Below are 13,909 nucleotides of genomic sequence, written 5' to 3'. Positions count from 1 at the left end.
GGAACTCGCGGACGACAGTTTCAATTGAAACTGCGGTCAAACCTGGCGGACCTCGGCGGCCAGCGTGGCGTTCGGCGCGCAACGGGCGCACGGCGTGAAGCCGAGGTCCCGCGCCTCGCGCAGCGGCAGGGCGATCGTCTTCCGCTCGCCGAGCCACTCGCAGGTCCGCACGTGGTAGCGCGGCCGTTCGTCGAGCACCAGCACCTCGGCGTCCGGATCCGCAGCTGCCGCGGCGTTGCTGCGCTCCTCGCCCGGTTCCTTGCCATCGGCAGAAGCCGACGCGGCCCCCGGACGCTCGCCCGCTCCGGTCCGGCGCCGCCGCTGATCTGCGACCAGCAGGCCCACACCGACGGCGCTCGCAAGCACCGACAACCATGCCAGGTCCGGTTCGCCAGCGACGACCGCGCCAGCCAGGACAGCGCCGGCCATCAGGACCAGCACCAGCACGATCAACAGCACGCGATCTCACGTCCCTCGCCGAATGGTCCGGATGCACGTCGGCGGCGACGGGCGTTTCGTCCCGTCGCCGCCGATGCGAACGAACTTGATCAGCCGGCTTCGGCCGCACGCGCCCCGAAGCTGTAGCTGGCCTGCTGACCGGACGACCGGCTGCCGCTGTTGTCGGCGGGCGCGGCCGAGCCCCGGTCCTGCAGTTCGCGCAGCTGCGACTCCAGGTAGGTCTGCAGTCGAGTGCGGTACTCGCGCTCGAACGTGCGCAGGGTCTCGATCTTCTTCTCGAGGGCGTTCTTCTCCGACGTGATGTTGCCCATCACTTCGGCGTGCTTGCGCTGCGCGTCGCGCTCCAGGCTGGCGGCCTTCTCGCGCGCCTGCCGCTCCAACGTCTCGGCCCGGGTGCGGGCGTCGTTGAGCATCGTCTCGGCCCGGGTCCGGGACTCGTTGACCATGCTGTCGGACTTCGAGCGCGCTTCGGACAGCAGCTGCTCGGACTTCGTCCGCGCCTCGGACAACATGCCGTCGGCCTCGGCCTTGGCTTCGCCGGTCAGCCGGTCGGCCATCTCCTGCGCGAGGCCCAGCACCTTGGCGGCCTGCACATGGTGATCACCGCCCGGGGAAGTCTGCTCGACGGCGGTCGGCGCCGGAACCGGGGTGAGCCGGCGCGGTTCCTCCGGTGGGGCGGCTGGGGTCGAGGGAACGGACGCCGCCTGGCTGCGGGCTTCGTCTAGGTCGACCTGCGCGGTCTGCAGCTGGGACTCCAGCTGCTCCACCTGGCTACGCAGTTCGCTGTTCTCCTCGACCAGCCGGGCAAGCTCGGCTTCAACCAGGTCGAGGAATGCGTCTACCTCGTCCTCGTTGTAGCCCCGCTTACCGATCGGCGGTTTGCTGAACGCGACGTTATGCACGTCCGCGGGGGTCAAGCCCACAAGATCACCTCACGCACTCCCTCGGCTGCGGGTAGCCCGGGTTCCCCGTCACCCGGGTTGCACCAGTCGCATCAGTATGAACACGACCAGCAGCAGCACCATAATCGATAGGTCCAGTCCGACGCCGCCGATCCGGACCGTCGGAATCACCCGACGCACCAACTTTACGGGTGGGTCGGTCACTGTGTAGATGCTCTCCAACGCGATTGCAACCCCCCCAACCGGCCGCCAATCGCGAGCGAACACCCGAACGAGTTCGATCACAATACGGGCCGTGAGCAGCAGCCAGAAGAAGAACAGAACGTAAAACAGGACGATCTGCACCAGGTTCACGCTTCAACTGTGCCACCACTCACCCGTAGTTGAAAAAGGCACCCTCGGCCAAGCGCCGCTTGTCCTCCGCCGCGACGTCCACGTTCGGCGGTGAGAGCAAGAACACGCGGTTCGTGACCTTCTCTATCGAGCCCCGCAACGCGAATGCCAGACCGGCGGCGAAGTCGACCAGGCGCTTGGCGTCGGCCTCCTCCATCTCGGTCAGGTTCATGATTACCGGCGTGCCGTCCCGGTACTGCTCGCCGATCGTGCGGGCCTCGCTGTAGCTGCGCGGGTGCAGGGTTGTGATCTTGCTCAAGTTGAACTGGGTGCCGGTGTCGGTCACAGCGCGCAGCCGCGAGACCGACTCCCGTGGCGGATCCGCGGGTGCCGCGCTGCGCACCGGTGAGTCCGGTGTCCACTGCCTGCGCGGCCGCGGCGCCGGATCGCGGTACTCCTCGACGAAGCTCTCCGATTCCGCTTCGGCTTCCGCCTGGTAGCCGCGGGTGCCGACCCGCCGGCGGGTCGGCACCCGCTCGGCCGGGCCGTCGTAGACGTCGCGGTCGGCGTCGGAGTACCGGTCGCGGTATCCGGCGTCGTCGTCGTATTCGTCAGCCTCGTCGGCCGGGACCATGCCGAAGTAGGCCTTCAACTTGTGCAAAGCGCTCATCGGCATGCCCTTCCTCTGAGACTCCTAGCACCGAGCACGAGGCCAGCCTTCGACCCCCCTGTTTACGGCTACGGCGAGGTTAACCGCCGCCCACCGAGCAACGCGGTTCCGACACGCACCCGGGTCGAGCCGTGGGCAACGGCACTTTCCAGGTCGCCGGACATGCCCGCCGACACTTCGACAGCTTCGGGGTGATCTCTACGCAGCCGCTCGGAGATCACGGAAAGTGTGGCAAAAGCCACATCGGGTTCGCCACCCAACGGGGCGACGGCCATCACACCACGCAGCCTAAGATCACTCGTCCGCATGATCATATCGGCCAGCGCGGGCACGTCCTCCGGGCGACAGCCCCCGCGCCCGACCGCCTCGTCCAGGCTCACCTGCAACAAGACGTCCAACGGCCGCTGCCGCTCGCCCGCGTCCAGGGCGTTCGCGGTGGCGCGGGCGAGCGCCTCGGCGAGCCGCTCGCTGTCCACCGACTCGACCACGTCGGCCCACCGGACCACCGCCCGGGCCTTGTTCCGTTGCAGCTGCCCAACCATGTGCCAACGCGCCGTCGTCTCCGGCCGCAGCGCGACGAACTCGGCGACCTTGCCGCGCGCCTCCTGCTCCCGGTTCTCGGCGAACTCGGTCATCCCGAGATCGGCCAGCAGCGCCGCGTCTGACGCCGGGAAGGTCTTGGTCACCGCGAGCAGCTCGACTTCTTCGGGCTGCCGCCCGGCCGCGCGGCAGGCCCGGTCGACCCGGTCGCGGACCTCCCGCAGCGACTCCGCCAACTCGGCCCGCCGCAATTCCTCGCTCACTCGGTCTCCTCCGGCTCGGCCCAGATCACCGCGGCGAACCGACCGGTGCGCCCTTGGTCGCGGCGATGGCTGTAGAGCTCCGGGGATTCCGTGGTGCAGCGCGGGTCGACGCCGATCTTGGCGATCCCGGCGGCGGCCAGCTGCTCCCAGAGCCCCGCCCGCAGGTCGAGTCCGGTGGTGCCCTTGCGGGTCTTGCACGCGCTGCCGGGCAGGTGCTTCTCGACGTCGGCCTGCATCTCTGCGGGCACCTCGTAGCACTCGCCGCAGGCCGCCGGGCCGAGCAGCGCCTCGATGCGGTCCAGCCGGGCACCGGCCTCCTGCATTGCCTTCAGCGCCGCGACGAGGACTCCGACGCGAGCGCCGACCCGTCCGGCGTGGACCGCGGAGACCACGCCGGTTTCCGGGTCGCCGAGCAGCACCGGCACGCAGTCCGCGGTGAGCGCGATCAGCGCCAGGTTCGGCTCCGCGGTCACCAGCGCATCGGTGGCTTCCACCGGCTCGGGCTGCGGCCCGTCCACGACAGTCGCGGTGCGCCCGTGGATCTGCTCCATCCACACCAGACGGTCCTCGGGGAGGCCGATTCCGTGCGCCAGCTTGCGCTGGTTCGCCGCCAGGGCGGCGGGGTCGTCGCCGACCCGGCCACCCAGGTTGAAGGAGTCGAAGGGCGGCCGGGAACTCCCGCCCTCCCGCGTGGTGATCACGCGCCGAATCCGCACTGCTGCTCAGCCTCCCGCACATACAAGTCGACACCGGAAACGAAGGCGTTTCCGGTGTCGATTCTCGCTCATGTGCCGCACGGCGCGGGGACGCACCTTCTCGTGCTTCAGCGGCGCATGAAAGGTGGTATGTCGACGTCGTCGTCGGTGTCGTCGTTCACCGGGATGCCCCGGTTGGGCAGCGCGCCGGTGCGACCGGTGGTGGAGGGGCCGCCGTGCGTCGGGTAGCCGCCGCTCGCGCGGGTGGGCACCGAGACGCTCTGCTGCCCGGTCGAGGAGCCGTCGCCACCGAACAGCCCGGACCGCTGGCCCAGGTTCGGCCGCTGCTGCGGTTCCGGCTGCGCCGGGGCCTCCTGGACGGGCGGCGCCGTCGGCTGGGCGACCGGCTGTTCCGCCTGCGGGACGGGGGCCGGGGTCGGTTGCGCCGTAGGAGCGGGCTGCGGTGCCGGAGTCGGCTGGTATGCGGATTGCGGCTGCTCGGGCCGGGTTTCCGCCACCGGCTGCGGCACGGGCTTCGCCGCGGCCGGAGCGGGCTCGGGTTCCTCGGTGCGCGCGCCGACCTTGGTCGGTTCGAGCTTCTTGTGGGTGGGCGTGCCAGCGTCGAACCCGGCGGCGATCACGGTCACCCGCACCTCGTCGCCCAGCGAGTCGTCGATGACCGTACCGAAGATGATGTTGGCTTCGGGGTGCGCGGATTCCTGCACCAGCGACGCCGACTCGTTGATCTCGAACAGGCCGAGGTCGGAACCACCGGCTATGGCCAGCAGCACGCCGTGCGCGCCCTCCATCGACGCTTCCAGCAGCGGCGAGTTGATCGCCTTCTGCGCGGCCTGCACCGCTCTGCCCTCACCGCGCGCCGAGCCGATGCCCATCAGGGCACTGCCCGCGCCGGACATGACGCTCTTGACGTCGGCGAAGTCGAGGTTGATCAGACCCGGCGTGGTGATCAGGTCGGTGATGCCCTGGACACCGGAGAGCAGTACCTCGTCGGCGGACCGGAAGGCGTCCATCAGGCTCACCCCGATGTCGCCGAGCTGCAGCAGCCGGTCGTTCGGGATCACGATGAGGGTGTCGCAGCATTCGCGGAGTTCCTGGATGCCCTTCTCGGCCTGGGCCGCGCGGCGCTTGCCCTCGAAGGAGAACGGCCGGGTGACCACGCCGATGGTCAGCGCGCCGAGCTTGCGCGCGATCGACGCCACGACCGGTGCGCCGCCGGTGCCGGTGCCGCCGCCCTCGCCGGCGGTCACGAACACCATGTCGGCGCCCTTGAGGACCTCTTCGATCTCTTCCTTGTGGTCTTCGGCGGCCTTGTGGCCGACCTCCGGCGCGGCACCGGCCCCGAGGCCGCGGGTCAGCTCGCGGCCGATGTCGAGCTTGACGTCGGCATCCGACATCAGCAGGGCCTGCGCGTCGGTGTTCACCGCGATGAACTCGACACCTTTGAGCCCGACCTCGATCATGCGGTTCACGGCGTTGACGCCGCCGCCACCGATGCCGACGACCTTTATCACCGCTAGATAGTTGTGCGGGGGCGTCATCGGATCCGCCTTCCTGATCGTGGCTCTGTGCTCTCTGCGTCGACCGCCTGGACGGCCGCAGTACCGGTCGTCGCCGACGCGGGTTCCCTCGGTCGCTGTCGGCGCGGGATGCGAGGTGCGGCCGATCCCGTGCCCGGTCCGGACGGTAGGCAAGCAACTGCCTTCGCGTCCAGCAGCCACGCCGGGAGCCGTAGCAGGTGTTTTGTGCCGCGCACCTCGTCGCTTCCGTCCCGACCGCTTTCGCCGTCGCCCAGCGGGTCCGTCCGCCGCAGCGAGCCCAGTCTTGTTCCTCCCCTTGTGTGGTGGTCACGTCGCGAACGTGATCACCACCAACACCGTACCCCGAGCCCTGCACATCCGGTCGAGGCAGGCAGAAATGCCTGTCCATTCGCTCCCCCTGCGCAGCGCTGCGGGTGGCGGAAGCTCAGACGCCGCCTGGTCTGCGGAATCCCCGATTCGTGCAGGTCCAGATTCGAACTCGCCGGGAAATCACGACCGCAGGTGTCCGGATTCGCTGGCATGGTCTCTTCTCGACCGATTCGGGAACAGGAGGAATCCCAGGCATGACTGGACAACTGCACGGCAAGGTCGCGCTGGTGGCCGGGGCGACCCGCGGCGCGGGGCGCGGCATCGCCGTGGAACTGGGGGCGGCCGGCGCGACGGTCTACGGGAGCGGGCGCAGCACCCGGGAGCAGCGCTCGGACTACGACCGGCCGGAGACCATTGAGGACACTGCCGAACTGGTGACGCAGGCCGGCGGCCAGGGCATCGCGGTCCGCTGTGACCACACCGATCCAGACCAGGTCCGCGAGCTGGTCCGGCGGATCGAGGCGGAGCAGGGGCGGCTGGACATCCTGGTCAACGACCTCGGCGGCGAGCACCTGATGGACTGGCACAAACCGGTCTGGGAGCAGGACCTGGACAAGGGCCTGCAGCGGCTGCGGGTCGGCATCGAGGCGCACCTCATCACCAGCCACTTCGCCCTGGATCTCCTGCGCAAGCAGCCGGGCGGGCTGGTCGTGGAGCTCACCGACGGCACCGCCGAGGTGCACGAGCAGTACTACCGCAGCGAGGGCGGCGCGTTCTTCGACATCGTCAAGGTCGCGGCGCACCGCCTCGCCCGCGCCCAGGGCGAGGAGTTGAAGAAGCACGGCGGCACGGCGGTTTCGCTGACGCCGGGCTGGCTGCGCTCGGAAATGATGCTCGAGATCTTCGGCGTCACCGAGGAGAACTGGCGGGAGTCGGCCACGGCGCCGGAGGGCTTCGGCATCTCGGAGTCGCCGCGGTTCGTCGGCCGGGCCGTGGTCGCGTTGGCGACGGACCCGGACGTGGCCCGCTGGAACACCGAGTCGCTCTCGAGCGGCTACCTGGCGAAGGTCTACGGCTTCACGGACGTGGACGGCTCCCGGCCGGACGCCTGGCGCTACATCCTGGAAGTCGAATGGCCCGGCAAGCCGGGCAAACCCGAGGACTACCGCTGACGAACGGCGTGAAGGGCACCTCCGACCGACTTCGCCAGCTGTCAGAGGTGTCCTTCGCCCGGGTCGCGATCGGCGTAGAGGGTGGCGAGGCGGGTCGCCGCTCCGGCCAGGCGGTTGCGGAGGTCCGGTGGGGCCAGGACTTCGGCTTCCGGGCCCAGGTTGAGGATCTGGTCGTACGCGACGTCGAGGGACTCCACCGGGAAGTCCGCGGTGACCCAGCCCTGGGCGTCGGGTTCGCTCGCGGCGGCTTCGGCCTCGCGGGCTGCGGTGCCTTCCGTGGTGGCGTGCAGTTTTCGCAGGCCCGCCGGGCTGATCCGGATCCGGATGCGTTCGGTCAGCAGGGAGCGGTTGAACTCGTCCGACTTCTCCTCCCAGAAGGTCGGGAGGTCGAAGGTCTCGTCGCGGGTGAACTGCTCGTCGGCGACCTCGACGTGGCTGAAGCGGTCGACCCGGTAGGTCAGGAACCGCTGGCCGCGGCGGGCCGCCAGATACCAGACACCGGCCTTGAGCACGAGCCCGTGTGGTTCCAGCTCGCGCCGCACTTCCAGGTCGCCGCGCCGGTACCGGGCGACGACCTTGCGGTCGCGCCACACCGCGCGGCTCAGTTCGGGCAGCACCGCAGGGGTTTCGGCCTCGCGGAACCAGCGGGGCGCATCCAGGTGGAACCGTTGCCCCACCCGTTGCGGCGCATCGCGAAACGGCGGGGCCAACGCCGCCGAGGCCTTGAGCCGCGCGGCGGTGACGGCTTCGCCGAGGCCCATTTCGATCGCCGGGCCCGGCACGCCGGCCAGGAACAACGCCTCGGCTTCGGCCTGGTGGAGCCCGGTCAGCTTCGCGCGGTAGCCCCCGAGCAGCCGGTATCCGCCGGTCCGCCCGCGCTCGGCGTACACCGGAACCCCGGCGGCGGCCAGCGCGAGCACGTCGCGGGCCACGGTCCGCTCGGAAACCTCCAGTTCCCGGGCCAGCTCCGGCCCGGTCATGACCTCCCGGACCTGTAACAAGCACAGCAACGAAACCAACCGCGACGCTCGCACTCCCCAACCCTACGGCGAGCCGACGACTGCTGGCCGCGCACGCGGCGGCGGCACGGTTTCCGCTGCTCGTGGCCGTGAGCCTCAGCGGAGGCCGGTGGTCTTCAGGGAAGCGACCAGCCAGCGCTGACCGAGGAGGAAGACCAGGACCGTCGGGATGGCCGCCAGCATCGCCGCCGCGATCACGTAGTGCTGCTTCGAGGCGTACTGGCCCTGCAACGACGCGATGCCGACCTGGACCACCCGCAGGGACTCGTCCTGCGCCACCGCCAGCGGCCACAGGAACGAGTTCCAGTTCGCCAGGAAGAACAGCACGGCCAGGGCCGCCAGCATCGGGCGGCTCAGCGGCAGGATGACGTGCCAGTAGATCCGCCAGTGCCCGCAGCCGTCCAGGTGCGCCGCCTCCTCCAGCTCCTTCGGGACCCCCAGGTAGAACTGGCGGAGCAGGAAGATACCGAAGGCGTTGAACAACCCCGGCACGATCAGGCCCGCATAGGTGTCGACCAGACCCAGCCCGCGCACCACGATGAACAGCGGCACCAGGATCACCGGCAGCGAGATCAACAGCGTCGCTACCACCGAAGCGAACGCGAATCCCCTGCCCCGGAACGACAACCGCGCCAGCGCGTAGGCCGCCATCGAGTGCAGGAACAGCGCGATCACAGTGACGGTGACAGCGACGAAAGCGCTGTTCGCCAGGTAGCGCAGGAACGGCACCTCGGTCAGCACGTAGGCCACGTTGGACAGCGTCAGCTCGCTGGGCCAGCCGGGGTCGTAGAGCTCAGACGCCGGCCGGAACGCGCTGAACAGCAACCAGAGCAGCGGCGCGACCGTCACCAGCGCGGCCAGGTAGGCGAGCGCCGCCCGCCCGGGGATGCTACGCATCGAAACGACCTCCCCTGGTCAGGGCGAACATGGCACCGGTGACCGCGCCGAGCGAGACCACGAGCAGCGCGCAGATCGCCGCCGCGTAGCTGAACCGGCCGAACTGGAAGGCCTGCTGGTAGGCGTAGTAGACGACCGTCGTGGTGGCGTTGGCCGGGCCGCCGGAAGTGGTGACGAAGACCAGGTCGAACGCCTGCATGCCGGTGACCGCGTTGACCGTCGAGGTGACCAGCACGAAGAAGCTCGTCGGGCGCAGCATCGGCCAGGTCACGTGACGGAACCGCTGCCACGGCCCGCTGCCGTCCACGATCGCCGCGTCGTACAGCTCACGCGGGATGTCCTGCAGGCCGCCGAGGAAGATAAGCATCTGGTAGCCCATCAGGAACCACACGCTGATCAGCACCAGGGTTACCAGCGCCAGATTCGGGTCACCGAGCCAGGAAACCCCGTCCAGGCCGGTCAACCGGCTGACCGCGCCGGTCTTGTCGGTGAGCAGGAACTGCCATAGCAGGCCGATGACCACCAGGCTCACCGCGTTCGGCAGGAACAGCGCGGCGCGCACCACCCCGACGCCCGGAAAGTGGTCCTTGACCAGCAGCGCCAGCCCGAGCGCGGCGGCGAACGCCAGCGGCACGAACAGCACCGCGTAGGTGGCGGTGATGCCGAAGCTGCGCCACAGCAGGCCGTCGCCGGCCATCAGCCGGAAGTTGTCCAGCCAGGCCCAGGAGATGTTGCCGAAGCCGTCGACGTCGAACAGGCCCACCACCAGCGCCAGGGCCGTGGGGATCGCGACGAACAGCAGCAGTCCGAGCCCGTCGGGGGCGAGGAAGGCGAACGCCGCCGCGGCGTCGGATCGGCTGTCTCTCGTTCGTCGGGGGCTCAATGGATCGGCGCTCCGTCGTAGGTGGACAAGAACGTGTCGATCTGCTCGGCGGCGGCACCGGCGGCCGACGCCGGGTTCCCGCCGTCAAGCTGGCAGGACTGCAACGCGTCGGAGATCGCCCGGTAGACCTCCGGTGGGAACCTCGGTTCGGGCCTGGCCTCGGTCATCACCTCTTCGGCGAACACCCGCATCGGACCGCCGTCAAACGCGCCGTGCTCCTGGGCGGCGCGCTGGACCGAGTAGCGGGGCGGGAGGTTCGTCTTGGCGACGGTGTTCCACCGCCGCATCCGCTCGATGCAGGCCGGATCGGTGGAACCGAGCGCCCACACCACGAATTCGGCCGCTGCCTCCGGGTTGGCGCCCTTGGCGTTGGCGACCATCGCCCAGCTGCCCAGCGACGTGGTGTAGGCGCCGCCGGGCGGGGCCGGCATGGGGGTGACGCCGTAGCGGAAATCCGGGGCCTGCTCGGCGATTTCGGCGATGCCCCAGATCCCGAGCTGCTGCATCGCGCAGTACCCGTCGGCGATGTTGGAAATCGAGTCGTTGCCGCCCGAACCCCGCACGCGGCGCGGCGCGACCCCGGCGGTCACGGCGTCCTGCCAGAACTTCAGGGCCGCGTGCACGCCTCCGCTGTCGAAGACGACGCGGCGCTGGTCGGGCGCGAACACCTCGCCACCTGCCATCCACATCGCCTGGTACCAGGTGAAGTTCTGGTAGTAGCCGGGGTTCGTCTCGAACAGCATCCCGAAGCGGTCGGGGGTGGTCAGCCGCTCCGCCACCGCGATCAGGTCGTCCCAAGTGCGCGGCAGGTCGCCCTCGGCGAGCCCGGCCTGCTCGAAGGCGGTCTCGCTGTAGTAGAGCGCGAGCGGCTCGATCTCCATCGGCAGGCCGTAGACCCGGTCGTCGACCAGCCGGGTCTGCAGGACCTGCGGCAGGAAATCGGCCCGCACCGCGGGATCCAGGTACGGGGTGAGATCGGCCAGCGCGTCGCCGTTGTAGTAGCGCAGGAAATCGCCCGGGCTGAGCAGGAAGACGTCCGGTCCCGCGCCCGCGCTGAACGAGGTCTGCAGCGTCGGTCCGGAGGTGTAGTCCTTGGTCGGCACGTAGCGCAGCCGGACCTTGATGTCGTAGGTGGCGTTCCACTCGGCGGCCAGCTGGACGACCCAGTCGCTCTGGGACTTCTGCTGGCCACCGGGCCCGTAAAAGTTCCAGAAGGTGATCTCGCGGGGGTTGCTCGCCGGAGCGCAGCCGACCAGCGCGGGGGCGGCGAGGGCGGCGGCGCCCACGCCGCGCAGGAACCCGCGTCGACTGGTCTGGCCGGCACCCGGACGAGCCAAGCCGATCACCCCCGGTAAGCTGCCCCGGAAAACGATTGCTGACGCTATTGATCACCCACCGATCAAGTCAATGCGCCATTAGGGGCGGACCGGACCCGACGGCCACTTGAGCTCAGCGGCGGAGCTTCGTCCCTGCGAGATGCGGCCGACCAGCTGCCGGACTACGGCTTCGCGCCGGTGCCGAAGCGGGGTGGGGCGCCGTCGAGGGCGCGGCGGGTGGCGTCCTCGTCGAGGAGGAAGTCTGGGCGTTGCCGGCCTTCGGCGTAGTAGCGGTGGAACACCGGGGTCTGCGAGCCCGACATCGGCGGCACGATCCAGGACCAGTCCACCGGGCACTTGCGGCCCGCCGACTCCTCCTTTGCCAGGTGGGTCAGGAAGCGCTGCGACTCGGTGTGGTGGTCGCTGATGGTCACCCCCGCCTGCCGATAGGAGTGCAGCACCGCCCGGTTGAGCTCGACCAGCGCGCGATCCCGCCACAGCGTGTCCTCGCGCGAGGTGTCCAGCCCCAGCTTCTCGGCCACCTCCGGGACGAGGTCGTAGCGGTCGGTGTCGCCGAAGTTGCGGGCGCCGATCTCGGTGCCCATGTACCAGCCGTTGAACGGCGCCGCCGGGTACGACACCCCGCCGATGCTCAGCCGCATGTTGCTGATCACCGGGACCGCGTGCCAGCGCAGCCCGAGCTCGGCGAACCAGGGCAGCTCGGGGTGGCTCATCGGCACTTCTTTGACCAGCTCCGCGGGCAGCGCGAACATGTGCGGCCCGTCCTCGGCCGTCTCCACCACCAGCGGCAGCACGTCGAACGCGCAGCGCTGCGCCGGCGGTCGCCAGCCGAACCTGGTCAGCGCCTCGGTGAAGCGCACGTAGCGCGGGTCGCCGAGCACCGAGCCGTCCCGGTTGCGGTACCCGGCATAGCGGACGAGCTGCTCGTTCCAGATCCGCGGGGCCGGGCGCTGCGGCGTCTCCGGCGCGAACACGCTGATCACCGGGCGGATCTTGCCGTTGTTGGTGGCCATCCGCAGGTGCTGCACGCAGTGCGCGGCAACTCCGGAAACGTCGTTCACGTCGCGCAGGTCGCGCACCTTCAGGCTTCGCCAGTACAGCCGCCCGATGCAGCGGGCGCTGTTGCGCCACGCCACCTGGGCGCCGAAGGTCAGCTCTTCCGGCGTGTGCCGATAGGTGCCGACGGTGTCGATCTCGTAGCGCACCCGGTCCAGCCGCTGCTGCAGCGACCCGGCGTCGCGGTTCTCGGCGTGGAAGAGCCGCAGGAACTCCTCGGCCTCCCGGACGTCAACCGGCGGCGCGGAGCGAGCCAGCGGCCGGCGAACTGCGTGCAACCGCCTGGTCCGCTGAGCTCGCCCCGAGAAGACTGACTCCGGCGCATCGCCGCTGACCCTGAACACATTCACACGTTAGCGTGGCGAAGACGATCTTGATCGAGTGACTGGCCATCACGACGCCGTCGTAGGAACGGCTATTACCACTCACGATGGTCGCAGTGCGCGGTCGAGCACTTCCAACGCTCGCCGCGCCGCGACGTGCGGGGCCATGCGGCTGGACACCGTACTGCGCCGCGATACCAGACACCGCAGCCTGCCGTTCACCGGCGTCGGTTCGATCATCGCTCGGACTGGCTGTTCGGCCGCCCGTCCTTCGAGAACACCGTCCCTTACTCAGGCGCGATGAATCGTCTGGATCATCTGCGGGCCCGGCGCGCAGGCTGCGGCTGACCAACGTGCCCCGACCAGGCGGCAACGGCCGCGACTTGATGTTGGCGACCAGCTGACCGTCGTCCTTGTTCGCACTCATCGCCAGACCAGGCGCCGACGTCTCACGCATCTTGCCGATGATCGGCTCGTACAAGGACTTACTGCCACCACCGGAGTTACGCGCCAGCACAATGTGCAGACCCACATCGTTGGACACCGGCACGAACTCCGCCAGCGGCGCCAGCGGGTTGTTGCCCTGCGGCGCGACCAGTTCGTAATCATCAACGATGACGAACAACTCCGGGCCCTTCCACCAGGAGCGGTCCTTCAACTGCTCCTGCGTCACATCCGGCCCGGGCAACCGCTTCTTCAACGACGCCGCGATGTCCTTGACATTGCCCTTCAACTGATCCGCACCGACCGCATACTCCAGCAGATGCCCGGTGTTGAGGAACCCGAGCATCGTGCGCCGGTAGTCGACCAGCAGGATCAGCGCCTCCTTCGGCGTATACCGCTCAGTGATGCCACGGACGATCGTGCGCAACAGCGCCGTCTTGCCCGACTCCCGCTCACCGAAGGCATAGAAGTTCGGCTCGGAATTGAAGTCCAGATACACCGGATGCAGACCATCCTCGTTGATGCCGACCGGCACCAGCTTCGGCTTCGGCTGCTGCTCCGGACGCGGCAACTGCTGATACGGCAGCATCTCCGGCAGCAAACGGACCTGCGGCGCCGGACGCCCCTTCCACGAACTCTTGACCCGGTTGACGAAATCGGCGACACCATCGGAGACATCGTCGTTATACAGCTCCCAGCCCAGGCGAGGCGCGCGGACCGGCTTACCCTCGTCGATCTCCCGCTTGACCTGCTCGTGCTCAGCCTCGACACGATCACCGATGGTCTCGCTGTCCACCCGGGGCAGCGCGGTCAGGAAATGCAGCTTGCTGCCGTGCATACCACGACCCGGGCGACCCTGCGGGACCTTCACCGCGAACTTCCGGTCGATCTCCGACTCACTCGGGTCACCGAGCCGCAGCTCGATGCGGGTCTGCATCAGGTCCTTCATCGCCGGGCGGATCTCCGCCCAACGCGCGGCGGTGACGAACACGTGCACACCGTAGGCCAGGCCGTTGGCCGCCAGGTTCAGCACGTCCTGCTCCAGCGA

14 protein-coding genes are annotated in these 13,909 nt (G+C 69.3%); 1 reads left to right on the top strand and 13 read right to left on the bottom strand.

The window, feature by feature from the left end:
* Window positions 1–36: 36 nt before the first annotated feature.
* The 7 genes from SSPN_RS0102920 to ftsZ form a co-directional block, all read right to left on the bottom strand.
* Window positions 37–459 carry a hypothetical protein gene (locus tag SSPN_RS0102920; protein WP_010306583.1) on the bottom strand — a complete coding sequence of 141 codons (423 nt, stop codon included), beginning with the start codon at window positions 457–459 and terminating at the stop codon, window positions 37–39.
* An 89-nt stretch (window positions 460–548) separates the two neighbouring features.
* Complete coding sequence (wag31, locus tag SSPN_RS0102915) at window positions 549–1,382, bottom strand: DivIVA-like cell division protein Wag31 (protein ID WP_010306579.1); 834 nt, start codon at window positions 1,380–1,382, stop codon at window positions 549–551.
* 48 nt (window positions 1,383–1,430) lie between these two features.
* On the bottom strand, window positions 1,431–1,715 hold the full coding sequence (locus tag SSPN_RS0102910; protein ID WP_010306574.1) for a YggT family protein: 285 nt from the start codon (window positions 1,713–1,715) through the stop codon (window positions 1,431–1,433).
* Window positions 1,716–1,734: 19 nt separating this feature from the next.
* Complete coding sequence (locus tag SSPN_RS0102905) at window positions 1,735–2,364, bottom strand: cell division protein SepF (RefSeq protein ID WP_029534911.1); 630 nt, start codon at window positions 2,362–2,364, stop codon at window positions 1,735–1,737.
* Window positions 2,365–2,432: 68 nt separating this feature from the next.
* Complete coding sequence (locus tag SSPN_RS0102900; RefSeq protein WP_010306567.1) at window positions 2,433–3,167, bottom strand: YggS family pyridoxal phosphate-dependent enzyme; 735 nt, start codon at window positions 3,165–3,167, stop codon at window positions 2,433–2,435.
* The gene (pgeF, locus tag SSPN_RS0102895) at window positions 3,164–3,883 is read right to left on the bottom strand and encodes a peptidoglycan editing factor PgeF (protein ID WP_083821584.1); all 720 of its coding nucleotides are present in this window, start codon (window positions 3,881–3,883) and stop codon (window positions 3,164–3,166) included. The genes SSPN_RS0102900 and pgeF overlap by 4 nt, the downstream gene beginning before the upstream one ends.
* Window positions 3,884–3,990: 107 nt before the next feature.
* Complete coding sequence (ftsZ, locus tag SSPN_RS0102890; protein WP_010306556.1) at window positions 3,991–5,421, bottom strand: cell division protein FtsZ; 1,431 nt, start codon at window positions 5,419–5,421, stop codon at window positions 3,991–3,993.
* Between the two features lie 563 nt (window positions 5,422–5,984).
* Between ftsZ and SSPN_RS0102885 the strand changes: the two genes are divergently transcribed.
* The gene (locus SSPN_RS0102885) at window positions 5,985–6,902 is read left to right on the top strand and encodes an SDR family oxidoreductase (protein ID WP_010306552.1); all 918 of its coding nucleotides are present in this window, start codon (window positions 5,985–5,987) and stop codon (window positions 6,900–6,902) included.
* A gap of 41 nt (window positions 6,903–6,943) precedes the next feature.
* Here the strand turns inward: SSPN_RS0102885 and SSPN_RS0102880 are convergent, their stop codons facing one another.
* The 6 genes from SSPN_RS0102880 to SSPN_RS0102855 all read right to left on the bottom strand — a co-directional run bounded on the left by SSPN_RS0102880 (window position 6,944) and on the right by SSPN_RS0102855 (window position 13,894).
* Window positions 6,944–7,936: a helix-turn-helix transcriptional regulator gene (locus tag SSPN_RS0102880; RefSeq protein WP_083821583.1), complete on the bottom strand. Its 993-nt coding sequence runs from the start codon at window positions 7,934–7,936 to the stop codon at window positions 6,944–6,946.
* 81 nt (window positions 7,937–8,017) lie between these two features.
* Window positions 8,018–8,818 carry a carbohydrate ABC transporter permease gene (locus SSPN_RS0102875; protein ID WP_010306544.1) on the bottom strand — a complete coding sequence of 267 codons (801 nt, stop codon included), beginning with the start codon at window positions 8,816–8,818 and terminating at the stop codon, window positions 8,018–8,020.
* Window positions 8,811–9,701: a carbohydrate ABC transporter permease gene (locus SSPN_RS0102870; protein ID WP_010306540.1), complete on the bottom strand. Its 891-nt coding sequence runs from the start codon at window positions 9,699–9,701 to the stop codon at window positions 8,811–8,813. The genes SSPN_RS0102875 and SSPN_RS0102870 overlap by 8 nt, the downstream gene beginning before the upstream one ends.
* Window positions 9,698–11,038 carry an ABC transporter substrate-binding protein gene (locus SSPN_RS0102865; protein WP_044573264.1) on the bottom strand — a complete coding sequence of 447 codons (1,341 nt, stop codon included), beginning with the start codon at window positions 11,036–11,038 and terminating at the stop codon, window positions 9,698–9,700. Before SSPN_RS0102865 ends, SSPN_RS0102870 begins: the two co-directional genes overlap by 4 nt.
* A 161-nt stretch (window positions 11,039–11,199) precedes the next feature.
* On the bottom strand, window positions 11,200–12,372 hold the full coding sequence (locus SSPN_RS0102860; RefSeq protein ID WP_010306534.1) for a nitric oxide synthase oxygenase: 1,173 nt from the start codon (window positions 12,370–12,372) through the stop codon (window positions 11,200–11,202).
* On the bottom strand, window positions 12,326–13,894 hold the full coding sequence (locus SSPN_RS0102855) for an FtsK/SpoIIIE domain-containing protein (RefSeq protein ID WP_010306530.1): 1,569 nt from the start codon (window positions 13,892–13,894) through the stop codon (window positions 12,326–12,328). Before SSPN_RS0102855 ends, SSPN_RS0102860 begins: the two co-directional genes overlap by 47 nt.
* Window positions 13,895–13,909: the final 15 nt, after the last annotated feature.

The organism is Saccharopolyspora spinosa NRRL 18395, from assembly GCF_000194155.1.
Lineage (GTDB): Bacteria > Actinomycetota > Actinomycetes > Mycobacteriales > Pseudonocardiaceae > Saccharopolyspora > Saccharopolyspora spinosa.
The sequence above is the reverse complement of the archived record's forward strand: the minus strand, read 5'-3'. Positions and strand labels throughout refer to the sequence as shown.

What these genes read in the sequence shown, in the direction of transcription:
- SSPN_RS0102885 (WP_010306552.1), top strand. Translation starts at nt 5,985, where the DNA reads ATGACTGGACAACTGCACGGCAAGGTCGCGCTGGTGGCCGGGGCGACC.
- ftsZ (WP_010306556.1), bottom strand. Translation starts at nt 5,421, where the DNA reads ATGACGCCCCCGCACAACTATCTAGCGGTGATAAAGGTCGTCGGCATC.
- SSPN_RS0102905 (WP_029534911.1), bottom strand. Translation starts at nt 2,364, where the DNA reads ATGAGCGCTTTGCACAAGTTGAAGGCCTACTTCGGCATGGTCCCGGCC.
- SSPN_RS0102875 (WP_010306544.1), bottom strand. Translation starts at nt 8,818, where the DNA reads ATGCGTAGCATCCCCGGGCGGGCGGCGCTCGCCTACCTGGCCGCGCTG.